Below are 24,135 nucleotides of genomic sequence, written 5' to 3'. Positions count from 1 at the left end.
ACAGTTGGAGTGATTAGCAAATAGCTACAAATCAACTTCTTCTCCCAAATTACCTTCGCATGCTTTTTCGAACACCAACTTAGCCGCAAATAAATCAAAGATACCCTGACCGACACTCTTGAAAAGCCGGGTTTCCCTGAATCCTAGTTCGTTGGGTTGCTCTATAAGCGTTGATATATGCTTGAATTGCGTTGGTTTAACCAGTCCGTTTTCTAAGGGGAAAATCAGGTCACCGCTTTCGGTTTTACCATGTTCGGCATCAATCCACACGCTGTCAATCAAGCGAAAAACCGACTCTGGTAATTCGCGCATATCAGGCTTGTAAGACCCCACACTGATAAAGCATCGTCCCACAATCAAGTCTTCCAGGTTAGGAATAACCGGCTCTGACGAGTTGGTGGCGGTCACCACAATTTCACTGTTGACCACTACCTGTTGCTCATCTTCGCAAAGTGCTACATCTACATTGGGGCATTTAGTGGCCATAAAATTGATAAATTCACTTATGGTTTGTGGTGAACGGTCGTACACATACACGCGTTCCAGATCGCGCTCATGACTCGCCATCCAAGCGATATGACGACCTTGAGGACCACCACCAATGACACCTAATGTAGTTGCTAAAGGATCTGATAAATGCCGAATTCCAACACAAGCAACGGCTGCTGTGCGCATGGCCGTTAGCTTAGCACCATTGAGCAATGCCAAAGCTTCGCCTGTAGCGCCATCGTTTAAAACAACTGTTCCATTGATGGCAGCTTTTCCTTTTTTTATATTCTCAGGAAAGACAGAAACCTGCTTGGTGGCAAACATATCCGGGCCAAACGATGGCATCAACAGTAAAGTATTATCATTGATGTCGACATGCATGCGCTCTGGGGTGAAATAGTCCTCATCGTATGATGACTTAAGGGCTAATTCCATGATGTCTGTCCACAAAGTGGGTTCGGCTATTTGCTCAATGATTGGTGCAGAAAGAATTCGCATAATTCTGGGTTAAAATGCTTTTAAGCGTTCTTTTTCAACATCTTCAATGGTTTTTGGTAGAGGCTTACCTAATAATCTACAGCCATTTTCTGTAATTAAAAAGTCTTCCTCGTTACGGCAACCACCAAAGTTTTTGTATTCTTCAAGTTTATTGAAATTTAAGAACTCTAGCAAATGCTTTTCTGATTTCCATTTGTCAATGAGTTGAGGGATGAAGTAAATGCCTGGTTCAATGGTTAATACAAAACCTGGTTCTAACTTACGACCAAGACGTAGAGATTTCATTCCAAACTGTGTGCTTTTCGCTTCGTTATCGTAACCTACATATTGCTCGCCTAAATCTTCCATATCGTGTACATCTAAGCCCATCATATGCCCTAAGCCGCAAGGGAAAAACGTGGCGTGAGCGCCACAGGCAACTGCATCATCAATGTTTCCCTTGACGAAGCCCAAGTCTTTCATGCCACGCATCACCTCACGTGCCGATTCGAGGTAAACTTCTTTAAAGGCCACACCCGGTTTTAACATTGCAATGGCTTTCTCATGTGCATTTAAAGCCACCTGGTAGATGTCTTTTTGTCGTGATGTAAAAGCCTTACCGACCGGAAAAGTGCTGGACATATCACCGGCATAGCCCATGGTTGTCTCGGCTCCGGCATCTAAAAGGAATAGCTGACCATCTTTTAATGTATTGCCATGGTAGTGATTGTGCAGGGTTTGACCATTTACAGTGGCAATAACGGGGAAAGAAATAGCGCCATTCTCCGCTAATGCTATTTTTTCTACTTCAGCAGCAATCTGTGCCTCCGTTATACATGGTCGAGCCATACGCATGGCGGCTAAATGCATATTAACGGTGGTGTTAACGGCTTTTTCTATTTCAACAATTTCCTCATCTGTTTTGTAATTGCGTTGTTTGATAACGGCCAACACCATCTCCAAAGAGGCTTTATCTTTAATGGCTGATGGCATGATATTTAACCATTCTAGCAGCTTGATTTTGCTTTCACCGCGATAAACAGGTAGGAAATGAATGGGGCGACCATTGGATTTTGCAGTTTCTAATGTGGCCATCAGATCAGCTGTTGTTCCGGTTTTATTAACGCCACAAGTGGCAGCACGCTCTGCAATAGTTAGCTGATTCCCCATCCACACAATGTGGTCAATAGTGTAGTCATCGCCATAAATGATTGATTCACCACTTTCAGCATCAACGATGCCCACTAAATCAGGATGACTCAGTCCGAAGAAGTATAAAAAGCTACTATCCTGACGAAAGCGGTAGGTGTTGTCTGCGTAGTTCATTGGGCTTTCGGTGTTACCAATAAACAACATGAGACCTTTGTCAACATCTTTTGCCAGTTGCTGACGGCGTTTGATATAGGTTTCTTTTGAGAACATAGGAATTGTGGTTTTACTGTTATTGGATTTTATAATTTTTAGGCGGCTGAGTACCATGTAAGTGCTTCACGAAAAAGTCCCAACGTTTGCGTGTCATATACTTATCGTAATACACCTGCCCATGGTCTTTATTGGGAATCAATATTAACTCAAAGTCCTTATTGGCCTTTACCAATTCAGCAGCCAGGCGCATGGATGCTGTTGGATTTACGTTCTGATCCTGATCGCCATGAACTAAAAGCAGTTGTCCCTTAAGGTTTCCAGCGTGTGTGTAATTGCTTTGTTCATCATAGTTTTTGCCAGCAGGATAACCCATGTATAGTTCGGGCCACCAGGCTTTGGCTGAGCGGTGGTCGTGGTTACCAGCAGTGGCTACTCCAACTTTATAAAAATCAGGATAAGCTAAAAGGGCTCTCACAGCATCATATCCTCCGGCAGAATGACCAAAGATGCCAACACGAGTGGCATCCATCCATGGATATTTCTCAGCCAATGTTTTAATAGCAATCATCTTATCAGGTCCACCAATATCACCCAGGTTCCGATACGACACATCGTGAAAAGCCTTAGAACGGAAGGCAGAACCCATACCATCGATATTAACCAATACGAAGTCAAGCTGGGCCAGGGGAGTATCATCATTGGACAATCCACGCCAGAACGTTTTGGGTGCTCTGATGGTCTGCGGACCGCTGTAGGTGCCTTCAATCACCGGGTATTTTTTATTGGGATCGAAATTAGCCGGTTTAAATAGCACACCGTAAATATCCGTCTTGCCATCACGTCCTTTTACTTTAAAAGGTTCTGGTTTTTGCCAGCCCATAGCCAGTATTTCAGAGATGTCGCCTGTTTCCAGTTTGGTGATAATACGTCCATCTTTGCTATGACGCAGAACGGCAACATTGGTCTCCTGTACGGTTGAGTAATTATCAACAAAATATTGACCGTTTTCATCGAAAAATACGGTGTGGTGAGCTGTTTCGGCTGTTAGTTTCTTTAAGCCTGAGCCATTAAATCTGACAGAATAGAGCAATGGGTAATATGGGTCGATGCCATTTTCTTTGCCTCCTGCTGTGAAAAAGATGCGCTGGTTCTTCTCGTCGATGTATTTTATTTCACGGACAACATAGTTGCCTTTTGTTACCTGGTTAATAACTCGGCCACTGGCTTGGTCGATTCGGTAAATGTGTTGCCATCCATCGCGTTCTGATAACCAAAGTAACTGCTGCTGCTTATCCAGAATTCGCAAATCACTAATATTAGGGTCTACATAGGTTTGGGCACTCTCAGTGAAGACAGTTCTGGTCTTACCCGATTGCGCTGTCACTTCAAATATTTCCACAGACTGATAGCCACGTGCAAAGCTCACCTGGTAGGCCTTTGAACCATCTTTCGTCCAATTGAAGCCATATGCTAGAAAAGTTGCTTTGGCCGGAATGTCTAACTGTTGATAACTGCCTTTCTCAACATCAATCAATATGTACTCAACTGTCGGAACAATGCTGTCACCAGCAATAGGGCGCTCGTATTCCCGTACTTCAGCGCGATGGCCTTCATCGGGCAATATTTTGTACAAGTATAAGTTACGGGCTTGTCGGCGATCATATTTGCCTGCTATAATGTATTTACCATCAGGGCTCCAGTTAATGTCCAGTTCGAGCGGATGATCGTTTTCTAACTCAATGTTTTTGGTGGAATACCACGACGGTGATACCCCATAACCATATTTCTGAGTTCCATTCGTGGTGATTTGTATAGAATCCGTTCCTGTTTTTAGCCAGATATTGTAATCGTGCACCACAACCGTTTTACTTTTGTCAGGAGAAACCGATGATAATTTTTGTATTTCGGTCTTATCAAATTTGCTTATTGAATTATCTGCAATCAGATATTTATACCATTGTTTGTTGGCCTTAAAAATTAAGGTATCACCTTCCTTGTTCATTTCTAAGGATGTAATGGGTAAGTTATAAGGTTTCACTTCTTTATTCAATTCTTTGGTGAGAAGTGTCGCGAGTTTTTCCTGATTGAATAAAGCCTTTTTATTACCGTTTTTCACCTCGCATCTAATGTATTCGGTTCCCTTTTTAGTATTAATCGAGTACCAGAAGAAAGAAGTGTCTTTGACCCATTGAGGATTGACCCATGAGCGGTAATACTTTTTTGTAATATTCGACGAGATGAATTGCTCGGCACGTCGATAGTCGCTTGTGTCGATGCTAATCTGACTTTTTGCCGAAGTCAGATTGCACACAACACATAAAAGAATGATTATTTGCTTCATTGAATTTGATTTACTTATAAACTGTTTGGATTGTTGATTTGCATATACACAGGTACATGCAAGTATGTTAATGACCGTTGGTCACTAATTATTATCAGTTATGATGGTATTTAATCAGGAGATCCAGCACTCGAATAAGCCTATGCCGAAGCGGCCATATAGACTTATTAATGCTAAGGATGAAAATAAAAAACGCATAATGCAGTGCAAATTGTGGTTTTTGCACTTTATAGAAACAGAGTTATTCGCTGTAGCTTTATTCATTATACATTTTGACTTAGGAAAGCGCAATGTAATAAATTCATGTTATATCAGGGGATTTTGTACTGAAAAATATTTAGAACCTGATATATAACATCAAATTAAATAATTAAACTCAGTTTTAAATACAATTTCTGATTGCTTCTTCCAGTAACTGTATGTTGTTTTCACTATAACCGGTTTTATAATAAACAATCTCGCCATTTTTAATGATGAGGTTGGTAGGTAAATGTTGTGGCTTTTGACCGGTTTTGTATTGAGTATCTGGATTGAGTTGAAAAAGGTAATTAGCAAGGTCAGTATGGTTATGCAGGTGGAAATAGATAAAATCGTGTTTTTGCAGGTCGAGCCATTCAATCACTTCTTTTTCTTTCTCGGCATTGATGGCTAGGAATAAAACACCATCTTTCTCGTATTTATCCACGAGTTTATTCAGGTGTGGAATTTCTTTAGCACAGGGTTGACACCAGGTAGCCCAGAGGTTGATGACAAAGATGCTGTTATGGCTTTCATCTGTCAGAAAATCATCTTGTTCCAGTACTTTTCGGATGGGTTCGTCAATGTTGTCATAATGGCGAAATATGGCCGTTTGCTGCCAGCGCGAAATGGCATTCGTGCTTATTAACAAGCCGATAAAACAGAAAGTAATAATATATGGAATGACTTTGGTTTTCATTGTGAAGTAATTAAAATTGTTTTTGAATATTCGTAATCTTGTATAAAATGTGGATAGAATATTTATCAGATAAAAGCCTAAACACAGAGACGCGGAGATGCAGAGAATTATATAAGATACTCATAAAAAGCTCTGCGTCTTTGTGTCTCTGCGTTTATCATTATGCGTAAATATGGACAATCAAAATTGTTTTTTCAGAATAACACGATGCAATAAGATAATGCTGACAAAGAAGTAGATGCTTATGGCAACTAGCTGCGGTATATTTAGAATGGATTGGCCAATGATGGCTTTTAAGCTACTCAGCGGTGCCAGGTTAAAGTATTCTAGTTCCCACTGTCGTTGTGCGTAGGACACCAACCAAGACTCTAGCAGCCAGTAAAAGAAAAATGGCAAAATAATCAGGTGACCTGGCTGATAGAAGCTCAGTAATATGGCAAGATTACCAATCGCAAATAAGAAGAGCATAAAAGCCAGCAGGCTATTGAGGTTAAGTTCGGTTAGCAATTGCCAGGGATAGATGCCAAAAATAAGGCCTGCCACTGCAGACATCAGGAAGTTAAGAGCCAGGAAAACAATTGTGTACACCACTAACTGAACCTGGCAATACATAAAAATACGAAGTCGGCTGCTTCCAAAAAGCAACAAGCTTGTATAGTAGCTACTTGTGTTGTAATGAGAAATGGTTTGTATCAACCACATGGTGAAGAATAAACCGGGTAGGGAGGCGCTCATACTTCTTTGGCATAGGTGGCGAGCCAAATCAATGCCACTGAGGTGATTATTATTGCCAGACCAAAGAGCCAGCAGTGCTGAGAAGAAAAGTATTAGCCCCAGAACTAAAAGGGGAATAGCAACTCGCCAACTGCTCAGTATTTGTTTTTCGTGACGAATAAAACGTTTCATATTAAAGTTGGGTTTGAGGTTGTAGCCATTGCATTATAACTGATTTGTTTTCTGAGTTGGAGACCTCGTTTTTATCAAGCACTTTTTTAATTTGCCCTTTTTCCATAATAATCACTTGTTCCATGGTGTTTGATAATTCACTTAACAGGTGGGTGGATAAAAGAATGAGCTTGCCTTCCACTATTTTTCGTTCCAATACCTTTTGAAGCAACTCAATGCCCAGTGGGTCGAGGCCGTTAAAAGGCTCGTCGAGTACTAAAACCGGGGGCTCGCCGAGGAAGGCCGTTATTAGCGAAAGCCGTTTAACCATGCCTACCGACAGGGCTTTAAACTTTTTGTTAATAGCCTCTTTTAATTGCCAGTAGCCAAGCCAATAGTCTATTTCGTCATCGCTGATGTACTTTTCTTCTTGTGCCATTTTTAAAATCTGACCCAATTTAAGGTTGGGTTCTGTTTTAAAAGGCTCGAGCGATAGGCCTAGGTGGCGGCGATACTCATTGGCACAAGTGACATTATTGAGTTCAATGCTTCCACTATATGGAAGACACAAACCTCCTATTAATCGAAACAAGGTGGATTTGCCACAACCATTGGCGCCTGCAAACACATACAAGCCTGCTTCTTTAGTTTGAAAAGTAATATCTTTTATCACTCCCTGTTTCCCAAACTGATGGTTTAAGTTTTTAATCTTCAACATTGGCTGTACTGTTTTCTTCAAATTGAATTTCCAGTGATTTTTCCCATTCCAGGTCTTCAATGGCTTTACCCGGTAATGGCTTTTGTTTAATCATGCTATAGTTTTCCCAGAATTCAGGATTGTAAGGATAATTTGTTTCATAGGAGTTTTCGTGCCGGTCAAGCAGTTCTTTCTGCCGGATGCGTTCGCGTTGCTGACGCTCAGTAACAACATTGGTGATAACCAGTAATTGCTCAGCCCATTGGCGCGATTTCACCTTTTTGTCTTTATCATCGGCATCGGGGTTTTCATAGATAAAAGATTTAGCCCTGGACCAATCAAGGTCTTTAATGTACTTTAAATAATACTTGCCGTTAATCTGCTGAAAACTATACTCATTATCCCAAAGCGTTTTATTACCTATCCGAAATACCTGTTTTTGCTTGTCGTCACCATAGTATTCTTCAACCCGGTTCATTTTTAAGATGCCATAATCAGATGCATTGATGTAGATATAGCCACCAAAGAAATCATCGCCAACCTCAGATGCGCGTTTGCCGTTGGGGTATAAGGCGTCGTATTCATACTTCACTTTGTAAACCTTGGTAGAATCGAGCCACATGGCGCCTTCAAACTCGTATTTGAATGTATTGTAGTCAACCAAAGGCCTGAACCACCAATCTGCTTTATACGTACGAACGGGATTGCCAATAGCCCGGTAAAACATGTTCCGGTGTCCACCAAATAAATATTTCTCAGTTCTCTCAAAAGCCCATTTGTATTTTGCATCCATTGGCACCAGGTAATTCTGGCTTTTCCGAATTTCTCTAATCTTTATTTTGGTTGTTGATGATGGCATATCAATGCCCTTATCTTCGACTAATAAAGCCGCTTCAATCAACTGAACAAACGTGGAGTCGCGAAAGCCAGTACGGCGATAGAAAGCGTCCATCTGAGCGGTTTTTCGGTGGTAATTACGTTTGATACGTTTGCAGGCCATACGCACCAGGTCTTCAGCTGTGTTGCCATTGGGCAGTACCAATACTTCGTTGAGGTTGTAGGGTTTGGGTCGTAACGCGATGTTTAAGTTCAGGCTGTCTCCTTGCGGGATGATGATGGTCGTATCAGAATAGCCCATGCACGAAAACTCAAGAGGCAGCCCGCTTAAAACAGATGGCACGTGTAGCTCAAAACCACCTTCGGCATTGGTGATGGAGCCAGTGCCCCAGTCGCGTTGCAAAATATGAGCAAAGGGCAGAGGTTCATTCGAGTTTAAATCTCTTAAACGGCCACTTACTAAGATGGTCTGCTCATTGGGGTTGGTCACAATCAGGTTGCTGCCTTTGAGCTGAATATCTAAATGACTTTCGTAAGCCAGTCGTTTTAGATAATCGTCTAAGGGCAGGCTATCCTTAGGTGGATAGATGGTTCGTTGCAGGTTAACCATGTCCTCGCTAAAGCACAACTCCAGCTGGTTAGCCTGGGCAACACTGTCCAGATAAAAATGGGTGGTTTTTTGTGCTTCTGTATTGAAAATGCAAATAAACAAGTAGGTTAGAAGAAGGAATGTTGTTCTCATAGACTTAGGATGAAGGTATTTTCGTTTTGGATTAATTTAAGTTTAAGGGTTAAAGCAATTATTTCAAGGGCATTGTAAGGGTCTTTGTCTTTTATGGTTCCGCTAAAGCGCAATTGCCCAATCTGTGCTGTTTGAAGTTCAATATCAACATTGTAGTAGGCCTTTAGCTCAAGGATAACATCATCAAGAGCTGTGCTTTTAAACTTCAGTTGATATGTGGCCCACGACGAAGCATTCAGATTGTGTTGCTTTGTTTTGTGATAAGCTCCATTGGAATAACTTATCATCTCGCCAGGTTCTAATATCTGTTTTTGAGCTAACCATTGCTTAGGTTTAAAAGACACTTTTCCTTGATCAAGAAAAACTGCCGTTGGCGTATTGTCTTTGGCTGTTATGGTAAATTGAGTACCCAAGACTTTGGTGTAAGCCTTGTGTGTTTCAACAATAAAAGGGTGTTCGGGATCATGAACCACGTCAAACCAGGCTTTACCATTGAGCTTAACCGTTCGTTTTGCTGCTTTAAATGATTCGGGATAGATTAATTCACTGCCTTTAGCTAAAATAACCCTCGTACTATCAGGTAGAAGTGTCTCTTGCTGTGTAGTAGCTATTATTCGAATGGTTTTGTTTTCGGGTTTTAATAGCCATAATACACTACCAACTGAAATCAATGCGATGAAAACAGCGGCTGTTTTTATCGTCTGCCTTATGAATTGTAGACGGGAAAGGCGTTGATGAACTTTTATTAAAGCTTGATCAGTTTTGGGCTGAAATGTGGTAATTCCGGTTTGTTTGTCGTCCCAGAAAAACAAAAAGGCCTTAAAGAACGATTCATTTTCTTTAGATGCGTGGCGCCACTCATTTAATTCGGTTTCGGCTTCAGAACCAATAGAATTGTCTAGCTTAGATAATATTTTATTAATGGGAGCTTCTTTTTGCATGAGCTTTTGGTTTCTTGCTTCGTCTTTAGGTTGTAATATTGGTTGATAGCATGCCCCAAAGGGGCAATAGGTTTTCTATAAACAAGACTCATAGGACGATGTCCTATGCTGATATTTGAAGCCCGTTGGGCTTCAGAATACTTCTCATTTTTAACATTTTGGTATCGCTTTTTCTTTAAAGAGGAAGCCCAAACCAAATACCCCTAAAGATTCTCAATAAAAAATAAAATAAGCAGGCTTTTTATGAAAGGATGCAGCTCAGTGCGTAATTTCTGGATGGCAATTGATAGTTGATTTTCAACCGTTTTAACCGATATATTAAGATAGTCGGCAATTTCAGCATTGGTTAATCCTTCATAACGGCGTAATAAAAATATCTGGCGACACTTATCGGGTAGATTGCTGACAGCTTTTTCTATATGAGGTCTGAATGCTTCCCAGTTTTCTTTTTCTTCGAGGCTCAATTCAGACGGAGCTTCGAGAGCATATTGATTTTCGTAGAATTTTTGTGTTTTGTTTTTCTTTAATAGCCAGAGGCACTGGTTGTATGTGGTTTTGAACAAATAGGATTTGATATTGTCCACCTGATTTAGTTGTAGCCTCTTTTCCCACAATGTCACAAAAATATTCTGTACGGCTTCTTCTGCTAATAAAGTAGAATGGGTGATGGTGTGGGCAAAACGGCATAAGGAAGGATAAAGCATTTTAAATAGCTTATCGAAAGCAGCTTTGTCATTTGCCTTAAGTGCATTCCATAGTATTTGAGGGTTGTTGGTCTTGTCCATCCTGCATTAGGTTGAACTCAAAAGTAGTTTAAACAGATGAAAAACAAAAAAGGCTCGACAAATTGCCGAGCCTCTATATCATTTGCGATACAGTTTAAAACGTATATCGGGCACTTATGGATAAACCCATGTTGAAATTATTGTTTGTTGGGCCAAAGCCAATCTGAGGCATGGTGTCTACACTCAGGTTAAGCGGTATCTCTTCAAAGTTATATTCGGCACCAATCTGCCCGCCAATACCAAGGTAAGCGCCTGAATCACCGCTACCAGAGTAATCATTGTTATAGCTCCATGAACCAAGCGTTGCAGCCGGACCGGCATACCAGTTAAAACCGCTTTCTATGTCCCACACCCATTGGTATACACCAGAAAGGTTAAAGCCATTACCATTGGTGTTGGAGTGAAATCCCAAATCAACCTCAATACGGTTGTAGTTCGATAAACCATACTGATAAGTTACTTGCGAACCAAACGTGTTTCCGGCTCCCAATCGAGCACCAATAGCGTGCTGGTTTTTAACCTGGCTAAAGGCAGCCATGCTGAATAGGCAAACGGCTAGTGTCAATAGTTGTCTCTTCATCTTTTTATTAAGGTTATTAAATAATTTTCAATCAAATTGTATAATTAGAGCTGTAAAAATAAACATCAATATGCCAATACAAAATAATAAATGACATATGAATGAATAATGCTTAAGGTAAAACGAATAATGGTAAAAAATATTATACTATTTCGAAGACTGTTGTTGCAAAGGTATCTCGAAAAAGAAGGTAGCGCCTTTGCCAACTTCTGATTCTACCCAAATTTTGCCACCATGCTCGTTAACGGCAATTTTGCAAAAGTTCAAACCTAGTCCATTTGAGTTAGCCATGCCCGATTTTTGGGTTTTAACCTGCAGGTAAAGATCAAAGATGCTTTCTCTGTGTTCCTTTTGTATCCCGATGCCTTCATCCTGTACTGACAGAAGTAAAGTGTTTTCTTTAGCTTCATCAGAAAGTTTGCTTCGGAGGGTTATTTTACCACTAACCTTACTGTATTTAATAGCATTGGTTAGCAGGTTGATATAAACACGGCGAATAATATCTTTATCGACGGATAATTGCAGGTGTTGGGTGAGGTTAATAATTTCTATTTGATTGTCTTTGAGTAGGAAACGTACTTCATCAATCGCCTCGTTAGCCAGTTGACGGATATCACATTGCTGATAGAACAATTTGAGGGAATGTGTTTCGTAACGCCTGACATCCAGTATGTTTTCAACTAAGCACAACATCTGGCGGCTGGCACTGTTGATGTGTTCAAGGTATTTTACTTCATTCAATGATGAAAGACCAATAATGCCGTTAAGTGGATTTTTTAAGTCGTGAACAATCATGCTAATGATGCTTTCTTTAAACGACTCTAACTTTTTATTTTGAGCAAGAATTCCCTGCAATTCATTTTTCTGATGTTGCAGCCTTTCCTTTTGACTTAATATGGCAGCTGTTCGTTCGGTTACTTTTTTCTGTAGCATTCTTTTGGTTCGGCTTAACTCACGAATCCTCAGGAAATGCAACGATAAGATGGTGATAACAATAAATACCAATAGTCCAAAATATATCCATATGGAATGCCACCATGGCGCATTTTTAATAATCGTAATTTCTTTGGCAGCATCCTGATTAATATCGAAGCTAAGGTTGTTTATTGGATATATCCTGAGCTTGTATTTGCCAGGTTGCATGTTTAAAAACGCTATTTCATCAACCGTATAAAAAACTTCGCTTTCAATGCCGTTTTTGCTGATTGTATAGGCAATATTGGTATTGTTGTTGCGATAATCAATTGTGTTAACCTTAATGCTAAATAAGTCAATATTATGCGATAAGGATATTTTTTCAGTGTAATTAATTTGTTGAGTCAGTATCTCTTTTTCATCGTATAGTTGTCCAGGTTTTATTGGCGTATTGTAAATTTTTAATTCGCTGATAAATACATCAGGTGAACTGCTACCAGGCGAATAGTTCTCTGGGGAAATGACATTGAAACCGTTTGTTCCGCCAAATAGAAGTTGGCCGTTACTGCGTTTGTAGTAGGCTCCCGGATGAAATTCTTTATTCTGGATATTGGGACTAACAATACGTTCCATCTTTTCATTTGTCCTGTTATATCGATACAATCCTGAAGAGCTGCTTATCCAGAGATGCGTTGGATCTGTTTCGATGATACCATAGTAATCAATGGCATCGTTAGACGTGTGTATTGGATCAAAAGTATTTGTATTATTATTGAATTCGAACAATCCTTTATTGCTAGCTATGTAAGTACTTGAATCGGATGTGATACTCGTGCTGTAGCATATGGTGGTGATGATTGAATTAAACATTTCACCCGAGCCGCTTGGTGTGCTGATTCGGAAAGCACCTTTTCCGGCACTCGACAGCCAAAGTTTTTCCTGGTTGATTAATTCAATATGGAAAAAGTCCTGGATTTCATACTCATTGGCATAGTAGACTTTTATTTTTTCAAATTTATTATGGTGGTATTTATAAAAACCACCATCTACAGTGGCTACATAAAGTATTGAATCATTTAGCTGTTTTATGTTGCGGATGAAATTGCTTTCCAGCTTTGAATTAATGGTGTTAAAATTAGTGATTTGCTTTTGCTCAGGATCAATGATGAAAAGGCCATTGTTGTAGGTTCCGGCGTATATGGTTTTCTTATCGATTGAAGAGGATAAAGCAGTAACAGGGAGCTTTTTAAGTTGATTTAGTACTTTTTTATAAAAAGAAGAATGGTTGGTTGTACTGAGCAGGCTGTCGAATATAGCCAGGCCATTTTCAGTTCCTACCCAAACGTTTTTCGCCTTATCTTCAGTAAAGCAATTCACGTTTTTATTAGGCAGAATTCCACCATTAGTAGTTGTTTTGTAAATGTGTTCAATACCATCGCTTTCATACATCGATTGACTAAATCCAGCTTTAAAATAGCCTACCCACAATAAGCCATCTTTATCTAAAAAAAGGCTTTCGAGTTGATTGCTTCTTAAAGAATACATGTTGGAGTAGGAGTGTTGGAGGTGTTGAAAGCTATAATCATCCGGATTAACGATATATAGTCCACCACCATCGGAGCTGATAAAAATGCCATATTCAGGATGCGCAATAATATCGGACAGATGCGAATTGGACAGTTCTTTGGTTAGTTCACCCGCCGAATTGATGTGCTGGTAGTTTTCATCCAGGATCATAAGGCCACTGTATTCGCTTCCAATCCAGTATTGGTTGTTTTTATCTTTAACAACGCAGGTAATGTTTTTAATTGGAGCCCTAATTTCAGCCACCTTCTGGTAGGTGCCAGTTTGCGTATTTAGCTCAATAATTTCTCCGGCATTGGTGAAAATACTTAGTAGATGCTTGTATTTGGGAATAATTGCCCGTATATCCGGGATGCCTTTACTCAACACTTCTTCAAATGAGTAGTGTGTGAAGGTATCTCCAATCTTCTGACTCAGGCAATAATTGCTACCTATCCATAATTGTTCTTCAAATACAGTTAGGCAGTTAATGTAGTTATCACTAATGGTTGTGTTGCTCAAGTTATCATTCATCCAGTAGTGATTGTATTCACCGGTTTCAATATTAACACTAAGTAAACCATCGCCCCAGGTACCAACCCATATCGTGTTCTTTTGATGCTCTGCAATTGATGTAACAGATACTTGCAGCGTACTAATCGAATCAACAATAAAGTTCTTTAGTGGGATAAATTCCTGTCCGGTAAATAGGTCAATGCTTTTATCTGTTCCAATCCACATCAAATTGTTGTTGGCTTTATAAAAGCAGGTTACTGTGCTGCCCGACAGGCCATCATCGGTGTTAAAGGATTTGAATTTTAAATTGTTACCAACTGCATAAGAGGAGATTAAGCAGCTAATGAGGAAAATATATGTGAGGCGTTTTAACATTAGTATTGTTGTTTGGGTATTCGTGTTCCTAATTAACAAATTAAAATTCAAATTAACTTTTAATAACTGTGAATCAATATTCTTGGCACGCTAATTGGAATTTACCTGATAGATTTTTTTCATAGATTTGGGTTAGGTTAGTAAATGGGATTATAAGCAACGGTTTAGGTCCCATTTTTTTTATTTAATACTATCTAACTAACATTTTACCGGCCAGTTCACTGGCTTTGTCAATGCCACATAACTCGCTCACTAAATTCAACGAGAACTGCATGGCGGCACCAATACCATTCGCTGTAATAAACTGATCGTCTTTTACGGATTGCTGTTTCGAAATACGTGCCCCTTTTAGTTTGTCTTCAAAGCCAGGATAGCAAGTCGCCTCTTTATTCTTCAGTAAACCTAATTCACCAAAAACAAGTGGAGCCGCACAAATGGCACCAAGCAGTTTACCATCTTTGGCAAATTGCAGGACGACCTTTTTAAGCCCTTCATGTGCATTCAGGTTATTGGTGCCTGGCATTCCTCCTGGTAAAACAAGAGCATCGAATGTAGAGAAGTTAGTTTCAGAAAATAGTTGGTCGGCTATGACAGTAATGTTATGAGCGCCGCAAACGTTTTTTGTCTCTGAAATTGATATAGTAGTTACCTGCAGTTCGGCTCTTCGTAAAACATCCACTGGTGTTAAGGCTTCAACTTCTTCAAAACCATCGGCTAAAAATAAGGCAATTTGTTTCATATGTTTGTATTTTCTTTCATTTGCCATATGGAACTCCGAAGAAAATTTAATCGTCCACCTGTGTGTAAAATTGGATAATTAAATTTTACATCCTCGTTTCATGTGTTGAATTTATTTTGATTGGTCAGATGCCTGCCTGCTGGCAAACGGGAAACGCCCAAATAAAATCACCCATTCATTTGTATATAGATTGAATTAGCATGGTCGTTTCATGTGGTTTAAATGAGTTAGTTTTCCTTCTGCACCATAAAAGTAATGAAAGTATATGAAGAAGGAAAGGGAGGCGGGGTGGAGTACAAGTCAGATTATAGCCTATAGGGGTGTTTTGTTGATAATCCGTTTAAACCAAAGAACTCAATTTTCCTGGAATGTCTGGACAAAAAAAAGGGTGCCTTTCGACACCCTCGTTATATGATTTTGAAATCATTGATTTAATTATCATTCATCGAAATCAAAAACTCTTCGTTTGAGCTTGTTTTTCGCATTCTGTCGTGCAAGAACTCCATGGCTTCTACAGCAGTCATGTCTGATAGATAGTTGCGCAGAATCCAGATGCGGTTCATCATTTCTGGCTCTATCAACAGATCTTCACGGCGTGTACTTGATAAGTTAACATCAACAGCAGGGAAGATACGCTTGTTCGAAAGCTTACGCTCAAGCTGAAGTTCCATGTTACCGGTTCCTTTAAATTCCTCGAAAATGACTTCATCCATTTTTGAACCAGTTTCGGTTAATGCCGTGGCGATAATTGTTAACGAACCACCTTTTTCAATATTACGGGCAGCACCAAAGAATCGTTTTGGACGGTGTAATGCATTGGCATCCACACCACCAGATAATACTTTACCCGATGCAGGAGAAACCGTGTTGTAAGCACGAGCCAAACGGGTGATAGAGTCAAGAAGAACAACAACATCGTGGCCACATTCAACCATGCGCTTAGCTTTCTCCAACACAATGTTAGCTACTTTCACGTGACGTTCAGCCGGCTCATCAAATGTAGACGATACCACCTCGGCATTAACGCTGCGCGCCATATCTGTTACCTCTTCCGGACGTTCATCGATTAATAAAATAATCATATAAACCTCAGGGTGATTAGCGGCAATGGCGTTTGCGACATCTTTTAACAGAACCGTTTTACCTGTCTTAGGCTGGGCAACAATCAAACCACGCTGACCTTTACCAATAGGCGAGAACATATCAACAACACGTGATGATAAGTTGGCTTTAGGACCAGTTGTTAAATTAAATTTCTCATCCGGGAAAATCGGCGTTAAGTGGTCAAATGGCACACGGTCGCGTACAAAAGCAGGCTCACGTCCGTTAATTTGCTCTACCTTAATTAGAGGGAAATACTTTTCGCCTTCTTTTGGCGGACGAATGGTGCCTAATACGCTATCGCCTGTTTTCAAGCCAAATAACTTGATTTGAGATTGAGAAACGTAAATATCATCTGGTGAATTCAGGTAGTTATAGTCTGACGAACGTAAGAAACCATAGCCATCAGGCATAATTTCCAATACGCCGGATGCAGAAATAATGCCTTCGAATTCGTACTGCTTGTCGTTGTTACGCTCATTCTGGCGACGGTTATCACGGTTATCGCGATTTTGGAAACGACGTTTATCGTCCTGCTGGCGGTTGTCACGGTTGCGGTTATCACGATTATCTCTATTGTCGCGATCATCACGACGCTTAAATTCGCGTGGTGCTTCTGTTTTTTCTTCCGTCTGCTCTTTAGCTTCTGCTTTTTCCTCTACAGGAGCTGCTTTAACTTCTGGTTTAGGCTCAGGTTTAGCTTCTTTGATCGGCTCTTTTTTAGTGACTTTTTTAACAACAGGAGCTTCTTTGGCTTCTTTAACCTCTTCTGTCTTTTCTTCTTTGTCGTTAATAGCACCAGCAGCTTCCGCTACTTTTGATTTAACCGATGAAGCAATAGGTCCGTCGTTGCGTTGCGTGCGCGGACGCTTGGTTCTTGGTTTCTTTTCGGCAGGCTTGTCTTTTTTGGCTTTTTTATCACCTGAAACCTGAATGGCTTGTTCGTCAAGAATTTTGTAAATCAAATCTTGTTTTTTAAAGGACTCAACGCGCTTAACATTAAGTTCTTTAGCTATTTGACGCAATTCGGTCAATAGCTTTTTGTTTAGTTCTAGTATATCATACATAACTATAGAAACAATATTTTAAGAAATATCTTTTTGGATTAATTTGTATTCTGAAAATTGTTTGTACTCGAAAGTCAATTTAGGATTGACCACCTGACAGGCGTCAACATGATTGATGCAAATGTATGCAAAGTTTATCTACTCGCAAAACATATTCGTCAAATTAATGAATTGAGCTTATTTTTTTAAGTATCAATCACTTTGTCAATCGCAAAAAAAAATGCATTTTTAAAGTACGGTTAAACAAAAAGCGTGGATGCGACGTTGTTTTAATTAGCCAGGACCAAATATAACTGATTCGATATGAGACAACTTAAGATTACTAAACAGGTAACCAACCGCGAAACGCCATCGTTGGATAAGTATCTGCATGAGATTGGGAAAGTAAAGCTTCTAAATGCTGATGAGGAAGTTGTTTTAGCCAAGAAAATCCGTCAGGGGGATAATAAAGCCTTGGAACGTCTGATAAATGCCAATCTGCGATTTGTGGTATCTGTATCTAAGCAATATCAGAATCAGGGTTTGAGCTTGCCCGATTTGATTAATGAAGGGAACCTCGGTTTAATAAAAGCAGCTCAGCGTTTTGATGAAACACGTGGCTTTAAGTTTATTAGTTATGCTGTTTGGTGGATTCGTCAATCGATACTTCAGGCTTTGGCTGAGCAGGCACGCATTGTTCGTTTGCCGCTTAATAAAATTGGTTCAATTAATAAAGTTAACAATGCGTTCTCACGTTTAGAACAGGATTTCCAGCGTGAACCAACAGCCGATGAGATAGCGCAGATATTGGAAATTGCACCCAAAGAGGTGAAGGAAGCATTAAAAGTATCATCACGCCATGTATCGATGGATGCGCCTTTGAAAAAGGATGAAGACAACACTTTATATGATGTTTTATTATCCAATGATTCATTAAGTCCGGATACGCATTTATTGGATGATTCATTGCGTCAGGAGATTGACCGTTCATTGGCAACGCTTTCAACGCGCGAATCGGATATTATTAAATTGTACTATGGCTTGAGTGGTGAACCTCCTTATTCATTGGAAGAAATTGGCAAACTCTTTAATTTAACCCGTGAACGAGTGCGGCAGATAAAAGAGAAAGCCATTAAGCGTTTGAAGAATACTTACAGAAGTAAAATATTACGTTCTTTCCTCGGGCAATAGTAAATAATGTAAAATATCATATCCGTATAACTGAATGTGTTGTATTTTTGCAACACATTTTTTATTGATTAAAACAAGCAATCGGGCAATGAAACATCTTATCGCACCATCGTTACTGGCAGCAGATTTTAGTAATCTGAAAAAGGATATTGAAATGATAAATAACAGTGAAGCCGATTGGTTTCACCTGGATATTATGGATGGCGTGTTTGTGCCCAATATTTCATTCGGAATTCCTGTTTTAGAGTCGATTAAACCCTTAGCTAAAAAGCCATTTGATGTACACCTGATGATTACGCAGCCTGAGCGCTACATTGAAATGTTTAAGAATGCAGGAACTGATTTGTTTAATGTGCATTATGAAGCAAGTACGCATTTGCATCGCACCGTACAAACAGTTCATGCTGCTAATATGAAAGCTGGTGTAACATTGAATCCGCATACCCCCATTGCTGTATTGGAAGATATTGTCAGTGAGCTGGATTTGGTTCTGTTAATGTCAGTCAACCCGGGGTTTGGGGGACAAAAGTTTATTCAGAACACTTATAATAAGGTAGAGCAATTAAAAGAGCTGATATTAAAGAAGAACAGCCGAGCATTGATTCAGGTTGATGGAGGCGTTGATAATAGTAATGCTGCCCAGTTGGTTGAAAAAGGTGCTGATGTTTTAGTAGCAGGAAGTTATGTGTTTAAATCGCCCAATCCGGAAGAGACGATTAAAGGTCTGAAGGACTTGCGTTTTTAAGAAAAAAAGAGATAAAAGTAAGGTACAAGAGGGTGGCCTAAAATAAAGTTTCACGCTAAAAACGCTAAGGATTTCGCAAAGGACGCAAAGTATAGAGTGTTATTATTCAAAACTTTGCGTTCTTTGTGATTTTCTTGCTTTGCGCACTTTGCGAGAAATAGTAATGTTTTTGAACACCCTCTTTTATGTCTGAATATTTGAGGTATTAACTCACCTTATAACATCAAAAATTCGTTTGGTAATTATTGGAAGGATTTTCACTCAAATTATAAATTGGATGCCAAGGTCGAGGCGTGTTGAAAGATGTCTTTAAATCGCTTTATTTAAAGTAGGCAGTTTTGAGTTTCGCCAGTTAGCTGATTTGTGTTTGAGTCTTGTTCGAGCCTTGAACGTGTCGGCGTTGTACCACAATCGTAGCATGAACGCCCTTTTATCGACTCTTGTTCGGCAGTTCTTCGGCAACGCGCGTATGCCGAACAACTACCGAACAAGAACCGAAGAAGATACGAAGCAGGTACGACTGTGTTACGAAGCAGGTAGCATGCAGATGCGAATATTAAACGTATGAGATTTGATATCTGCCGAACAACTTGGTAGTCATTTTTCTAAATCTTATTTTTGTAGCACACATTTTATTATGGGAGAAAAATTAAAAAATGACCCATTGGGGCAGGCGGCACTCGATTATTTGAGTGGTAAGCGGGGACTGGAAATTGAAGTGCAATCGAATATTGTTGAGGACGATGTTATTCCGGTGGATTATCTTTTTAGAGATTATAGGCAAATGCCGCCCCTGGAGCAAAGAGCTCTGAATCATTGTGTTGGGAAAGTATTGGATATAGGAGGTGCGGTGGGGTCGCATGCACTTGAGCTTCAAAAGAAAGGTGTTGATGTTACCTTGCTGGACACTTCGTATGGCTGTTGCCAGGTGGCCCGACAGCGAGGGGTGAAGCAAGTTGTTAATGAAGATTTCTATACTTATGAGCCTTCAGGACAATACGATACCTTATTGCTGATGATGAATGGTATTGGGCTGGCAGCCGCGATTGATCACTTGCCTGTGTTTTTTAACAAAGCAAAACAGTTGTTAAAACCAGGAGGTCAAATTATACTCGATAGCTCTGATTTGCGTTATCTCTACATCGATGAGGATAGCTATTGCGAAGTGCCTGAAGAAGCTTATTACGGAGAGGTTATGTATACCATGGCCTATGGTGGTCATAAAACAAATCCCTTCGAGTGGTTGTTTATTGATCCGGTTCTGTTAACTGTTAAAGCTAAAGAAAATGGTTTTAACTTTAATAAATTAGCTGACGGTGAGCACTACGATTACTTGACAAGTTTGACACTTATCAAGTAAATTTGCCTAGTTATAACGATAATGTTGACATTCGTCAAAGAATGTGTAGTTGTTATATGTTTAGCAAAACGATTGTGTTTTAGTTGGATGCAAATTAGTATCTTCGAAAGTCATTTGAAGTTTGAAAAATAAGAGGTTATGAAAAATATATACGCTGTTTTAGGATTGCTTATTTTAGTAGGATTTAGTAGTGTTCAGGGGCAGACATATTCACCTACACAAGGCGGAGTTGGAGTTTCTATTTCACCAACAATTACCATTACTTTTTCACAAACAGTTACTTTGGGTAATAACAAGAATATTTATGTGGCAAAATCTGATTGGTCAGAATATATAACTTTGACTACTGGAAAGTCGGCGCCACCCCCTCCTGCAATTCCTACGGATTCCAGGTTAGATGCAACAGGCACCGTGTTAACCATTGATTTGTCAGGAGAATCATTAACGCCAGGTACAGAGTATCTTGTGTTTACTGATACTGATGCTATATTAGTGGGAGGAGTTGGTTGGAATAGTTTAACAGATGATAGTTTTTATCGATTTACAACGGAAACAGCAGACCCAGTGTTTTCTCCAGAACGCGATGCTATTGGTGTGTCAAGTTCCCCTTTAATTACATTAACTCTTCCTGGAACTGTTACATTAGGTGAAGGTGTAAATATCTATGTTGCTAAATCTGATTGGAGTTCATTTTATACTTTAGCAACGGGGAGAACAACTCCTCCAATATCAACAGACTCAAGATTATCTGTGAGTGGAAGTGACCTAATTATAGATTTTACCGGTGAGACACTTGATTCATCAACAGAGTATCTTGTTTATTCAGATGCTGGAGCAATTCTTCTTAATGGGAGTGCATGGGATGTATTAACTGATGATGCATATTGGCATTTTACAACTGCGGCTCCATTAGAAATAAGTTCATATAGTCCTGCTCAAAATGCGACAAATGTAGCATTGAATCAAGACTTAGTTCTTACTTTTAATCAGGATATCCAGTGGACAGGTAATGACGGGGATATATACATATGGGAGCAAGGAAGTGGAGAGCGTTATATTACTTATTATCAGTCACCAACTACTCCCAACGGTAATGTGGTGCCATCGGGAAATACTTTTACAATATATTTAACAAAGAATTTTCTTGAGAGCTCCTCTTACTATGTGACTATTCCTAATAATATGTTGGAAGCAGTTAGTGGTGAGGATTTTGTTGGTATTAATAATGGCGTTGATAATAACTGGCGTTTTACAACAGTTGGTCCGCCAACGTGGGCAACAGGTTACCCGTTAACGCAAAACTTGTCACCAACAAATGTTGATATTGTTGGACAGACTGATAAGGATGGGACATATTGTTATATTGTAACAACTAACTCTAATACGCCTTCAGTTGCACAAATCAAAGGCGGTGTTGATCAAAATGGTGATGCAGCCATGTATGAAAATTCAGCTGCTCCTGGAACTATGACCGCAGATGTTGAATTTAGTGAATCGCTGGATATTACAGGCATTGATTCAAGCCCGACGACCTATTATGTCTTTTTTGTAACTACGTCCGATAGTGGTTTGGATTCAGAAATTGGGGCGACAAGCTTTACAACAGTAGAGAGAGATGCGCCAGTTGTTGAATCAACCAATCCGTTGGATGGAGCAACAGATATTTCAATTAGTTCTGATATTGTGATTACATATGATGAGCCAATTCGTAATTTGGATGGTTCAGTCATTGATGACACGAATGTTGCGGATTTAATTTCAATACCTGGCTTTATCAACTTTAATGCAACCATTAATGCCAGTAAAGATATAATTACCGTTTCACCTATTACGCCATTTGATGGAAATACAACCTATACTGTTGTGTTAGGGTTGGTTGAGGATTATCTTGGTAATGAGCAGGTTGCGCCGGTTTATTCGTTTAGTTTCACAACTTCCAGCTATATCACCTGGGATGGTTCAGCATCAAGTGACTGGAATGATGACGATAACTGGTCAGCACCATATTCTTCCGGTTTAAATGTAATCATCCCTTCGTCCGGAGTGGGATCGATGCCTGTTATAACCAGTAGTCTTTCAGAAAATGTGGTTGGAGATATCGTTATTGAGGCTGGCGCCAGTCTGGAAATTTCGTCGTCTGGTAGTTTGACCGTTACAGGTGCTTTTGTAATGGAATCTTCATACTCCGATCCTGGAAATGCTTCGTTAATAAATGAAGGAACCTTGAGTATCATAGTACCAAGCAATGTTCAAATTCAGCAGAATGCCTCTTCATCACCGGCCAAGTGGTACTATATCTCATCGCCTGTTTCAGGAGCTAGTGAAAATACAATGAACGTTAGTGGTGGTATTCAATTGTGGGATACACCAACAGGTTTGTTTTCTCAGATTGGTTCGGGAGTAACATTAACCGCAGCACGTGGTTATAGAAGCTGGTCGAGCACCGATATGGTATTTAGTGGTGCCATAAATGATGCAGGAAGTTATGCTTATGATGCCAACCAATCCTCATCAAATCCATACGGATGGGAATTAGTAGGTAATCCTTATCCTTGTTCGATTGATTGGAGTGGAATTGGTACTACAGGATTGTTAGATGCTTTCTGGATTTGGATTAATGACCAATCAATATATGGAACGTATAATGGAAATGCATTGCTTGGAACAAACTTGTCACCAATTTCACCGGCGGTAATACCATCCAATCAGGCATTTTGGGTGAGAGTTGATAATGACGCAACTATGGGAACTGTTACAATACCTTCTTCGGCACGTACTCATAATACAACAACCTACCTTAAAAGTAGTAATAAAGTTGACCAGGGCGTTGTACGTTTAGTTGCCATTAATGGTGATAAAAAGGATGAATTAGTTTTTGGTTTCAATGCTGATGCTAAGGATACTTTTGACAGCTATGATTCGAAGAAGCGATTTGCAGCAGACTATGCCAATTATTTTGAAATATATAGTCTTAATAACGGTGAGAAACTAACAATCGATTCATATTCGGCTTTAAATGGAGTTGCACGAGCCATTCCATTAGGAGTTAAAGTGCCGGCGGAAGGTGAATATGTAGTATCGCTTTCTGAATTGGAAAATATTCCTTCGGATTATACCGTAAAGATTGAAGATAAAGAGGCCGTGGATGAAAGTGATAGATATGTTGACCTTCAGGCGGAAGATTTAAAATTTACTTCATCTGCCGGAAGCTTCAATGAACGATTTGTCTTACATATAGTTCCTGGTGTGACAACCGATATTGATGTTGTTGATGAAAACAATATTAAAATATATGCAGCTGAGAATGTTATTTATATGGATGTTAATAACTTGACTGAGCCAATATATCAACTATATTCATTGTCGGGACAATTGTTAGAGCAGGGGCAATTAAATAGTAATGCCTTAAATTCTGTAAATACTAACTATAAGGGTGTTGTGGTTGTTAAGGTATCAAGTGAGGAAAGTGTAATTTCTGAAAAGGTTTTTGTTAAGTAGAGAAAAAATA

General features: G+C 39.6%; 17 protein-coding genes. 4 read left to right on the top strand and 13 right to left on the bottom strand.

Annotated features, from left to right (window positions below):
• Positions 1-24 precede the first annotated feature (24 nt).
• The 13 genes from J1N10_RS08715 to rho all read right to left on the bottom strand — a co-directional run bounded on the left by J1N10_RS08715 (position 25) and on the right by rho (position 17,352).
• Positions 25-987, bottom strand: a complete 963-nt coding sequence (locus tag J1N10_RS08715) for an ornithine cyclodeaminase family protein (protein WP_262326312.1) — start codon at positions 985-987, stop codon at positions 25-27.
• A gap of 9 nt (positions 988-996) precedes the next feature.
• Complete coding sequence (locus tag J1N10_RS08710) at positions 997-2,388, bottom strand: aminopeptidase P family protein (protein WP_262326311.1); 1,392 nt, start codon at positions 2,386-2,388, stop codon at positions 997-999.
• Between the two features lie 19 nt (positions 2,389-2,407).
• On the bottom strand, positions 2,408-4,672 hold the full coding sequence (locus J1N10_RS08705) for a S9 family peptidase (RefSeq protein WP_262326310.1): 2,265 nt from the start codon (positions 4,670-4,672) through the stop codon (positions 2,408-2,410).
• A 382-nt stretch (positions 4,673-5,054) separates the two neighbouring features.
• The gene (locus tag J1N10_RS08700) at positions 5,055-5,609 is read right to left on the bottom strand and encodes a TlpA disulfide reductase family protein (protein ID WP_262326309.1); all 555 of its coding nucleotides are present in this window, start codon (positions 5,607-5,609) and stop codon (positions 5,055-5,057) included.
• Positions 5,610-5,789: 180 nt separating this feature from the next.
• Positions 5,790-6,515, bottom strand: a complete 726-nt coding sequence (locus J1N10_RS08695; RefSeq protein ID WP_262326308.1) for a hypothetical protein — start codon at positions 6,513-6,515, stop codon at positions 5,790-5,792.
• Between the two features lies 1 nt (position 6,516).
• Positions 6,517-7,212 (bottom strand): ATP-binding cassette domain-containing protein, encoded by a 696-nt coding sequence (locus J1N10_RS08690; RefSeq protein WP_262326307.1) that lies wholly within the window; start codon positions 7,210-7,212, stop codon positions 6,517-6,519.
• Positions 7,199-8,770, bottom strand: coding sequence for a carboxypeptidase-like regulatory domain-containing protein (locus J1N10_RS08685; protein ID WP_262326306.1), 1,572 nt, complete (start codon positions 8,768-8,770; stop codon positions 7,199-7,201). Before J1N10_RS08685 ends, J1N10_RS08690 begins: the two co-directional genes overlap by 14 nt.
• Positions 8,767-9,711 (bottom strand): FecR family protein, encoded by a 945-nt coding sequence (locus tag J1N10_RS08680; RefSeq protein ID WP_262326305.1) that lies wholly within the window; start codon positions 9,709-9,711, stop codon positions 8,767-8,769. The genes J1N10_RS08685 and J1N10_RS08680 overlap by 4 nt, the downstream gene beginning before the upstream one ends.
• A 203-nt stretch (positions 9,712-9,914) precedes the next feature.
• Positions 9,915-10,496, bottom strand: a complete 582-nt coding sequence (locus J1N10_RS08675; protein ID WP_262326304.1) for an RNA polymerase sigma-70 factor — start codon at positions 10,494-10,496, stop codon at positions 9,915-9,917.
• A gap of 94 nt (positions 10,497-10,590) precedes the next feature.
• Complete coding sequence (locus J1N10_RS08670) at positions 10,591-11,076, bottom strand: porin family protein (protein ID WP_262326303.1); 486 nt, start codon at positions 11,074-11,076, stop codon at positions 10,591-10,593.
• Between the two features lie 147 nt (positions 11,077-11,223).
• Complete coding sequence (locus J1N10_RS08665) at positions 11,224-14,445, bottom strand: sensor histidine kinase (RefSeq protein WP_262326302.1); 3,222 nt, start codon at positions 14,443-14,445, stop codon at positions 11,224-11,226.
• A gap of 190 nt (positions 14,446-14,635) precedes the next feature.
• Positions 14,636-15,184, bottom strand: a complete 549-nt coding sequence (locus tag J1N10_RS08660; protein WP_262326301.1) for a DJ-1 family glyoxalase III — start codon at positions 15,182-15,184, stop codon at positions 14,636-14,638.
• 431 nt (positions 15,185-15,615) lie between these two features.
• Positions 15,616-17,352: a transcription termination factor Rho gene (gene rho, locus J1N10_RS08655; RefSeq protein ID WP_262326300.1), complete on the bottom strand. Its 1,737-nt coding sequence runs from the start codon at positions 17,350-17,352 to the stop codon at positions 15,616-15,618.
• A gap of 303 nt (positions 17,353-17,655) precedes the next feature.
• On the opposite strand from rho, the gene J1N10_RS08650 reads away from it, so the two are divergent.
• From J1N10_RS08650 to J1N10_RS08635, 4 genes are all read left to right on the top strand, one after another.
• Entirely contained in the window at positions 17,656-18,522 is an 867-nt protein-coding gene (locus tag J1N10_RS08650; RefSeq protein ID WP_262326299.1) for a sigma-70 family RNA polymerase sigma factor, read from the top strand.
• A gap of 88 nt (positions 18,523-18,610) precedes the next feature.
• Positions 18,611-19,267, top strand: a complete 657-nt coding sequence (gene rpe, locus J1N10_RS08645) for a ribulose-phosphate 3-epimerase (RefSeq protein ID WP_262326298.1) — start codon at positions 18,611-18,613, stop codon at positions 19,265-19,267.
• Between the two features lie 637 nt (positions 19,268-19,904).
• Positions 19,905-20,627, top strand: a complete 723-nt coding sequence (locus J1N10_RS08640) for a class I SAM-dependent methyltransferase (RefSeq protein WP_262326297.1) — start codon at positions 19,905-19,907, stop codon at positions 20,625-20,627.
• A 138-nt stretch (positions 20,628-20,765) separates the two neighbouring features.
• Positions 20,766-24,125 carry an Ig-like domain-containing domain gene (locus tag J1N10_RS08635; RefSeq protein WP_262326296.1) on the top strand — a complete coding sequence of 1,120 codons (3,360 nt, stop codon included), beginning with the start codon at positions 20,766-20,768 and terminating at the stop codon, positions 24,123-24,125.
• The last annotated feature ends 10 nt before the right edge of the window (positions 24,126-24,135 follow it).

Origin of the sequence: Carboxylicivirga litoralis, assembly GCF_025499605.1 — a bacterium.
Lineage (GTDB): Bacteria > Bacteroidota > Bacteroidia > Bacteroidales > Marinilabiliaceae > Carboxylicivirga > Carboxylicivirga litoralis.
Note: the sequence above shows the minus strand (reverse complement) of the source record. Positions and strands in the feature narration are given on the sequence as shown.

Coding starts and splice junctions, on each gene's coding strand:
- J1N10_RS08715 (WP_262326312.1), bottom strand. CDS start 987: ATGCGAATTCTTTCTGCACCAATCATTGAGCAAATAGCCGAACCCACT.
- J1N10_RS08710 (WP_262326311.1), bottom strand. CDS start 2,388: ATGTTCTCAAAAGAAACCTATATCAAACGCCGTCAGCAACTGGCAAAA.
- J1N10_RS08705 (WP_262326310.1), bottom strand. CDS start 4,672: ATGAAGCAAATAATCATTCTTTTATGTGTTGTGTGCAATCTGACTTCG.
- J1N10_RS08700 (WP_262326309.1), bottom strand. CDS start 5,609: ATGAAAACCAAAGTCATTCCATATATTATTACTTTCTGTTTTATCGGC.
- J1N10_RS08695 (WP_262326308.1), bottom strand. CDS start 6,515: ATGAAACGTTTTATTCGTCACGAAAAACAAATACTGAGCAGTTGGCGA.
- J1N10_RS08690 (WP_262326307.1), bottom strand. CDS start 7,212: ATGTTGAAGATTAAAAACTTAAACCATCAGTTTGGGAAACAGGGAGTG.
- J1N10_RS08685 (WP_262326306.1), bottom strand. CDS start 8,770: ATGAGAACAACATTCCTTCTTCTAACCTACTTGTTTATTTGCATTTTC.
- J1N10_RS08680 (WP_262326305.1), bottom strand. CDS start 9,711: ATGCAAAAAGAAGCTCCCATTAATAAAATATTATCTAAGCTAGACAAT.
- J1N10_RS08675 (WP_262326304.1), bottom strand. CDS start 10,496: ATGGACAAGACCAACAACCCTCAAATACTATGGAATGCACTTAAGGCA.
- J1N10_RS08670 (WP_262326303.1), bottom strand. CDS start 11,076: ATGAAGAGACAACTATTGACACTAGCCGTTTGCCTATTCAGCATGGCT.
- J1N10_RS08665 (WP_262326302.1), bottom strand. CDS start 14,445: ATGTTAAAACGCCTCACATATATTTTCCTCATTAGCTGCTTAATCTCC.
- J1N10_RS08660 (WP_262326301.1), bottom strand. CDS start 15,184: ATGAAACAAATTGCCTTATTTTTAGCCGATGGTTTTGAAGAAGTTGAA.
- rho (WP_262326300.1), bottom strand. CDS start 17,352: ATGTATGATATACTAGAACTAAACAAAAAGCTATTGACCGAATTGCGT.
- J1N10_RS08650 (WP_262326299.1), top strand. CDS start 17,656: ATGAGACAACTTAAGATTACTAAACAGGTAACCAACCGCGAAACGCCA.
- rpe (WP_262326298.1), top strand. CDS start 18,611: ATGAAACATCTTATCGCACCATCGTTACTGGCAGCAGATTTTAGTAAT.
- J1N10_RS08640 (WP_262326297.1), top strand. CDS start 19,905: ATGGGAGAAAAATTAAAAAATGACCCATTGGGGCAGGCGGCACTCGAT.
- J1N10_RS08635 (WP_262326296.1), top strand. CDS start 20,766: ATGAAAAATATATACGCTGTTTTAGGATTGCTTATTTTAGTAGGATTT.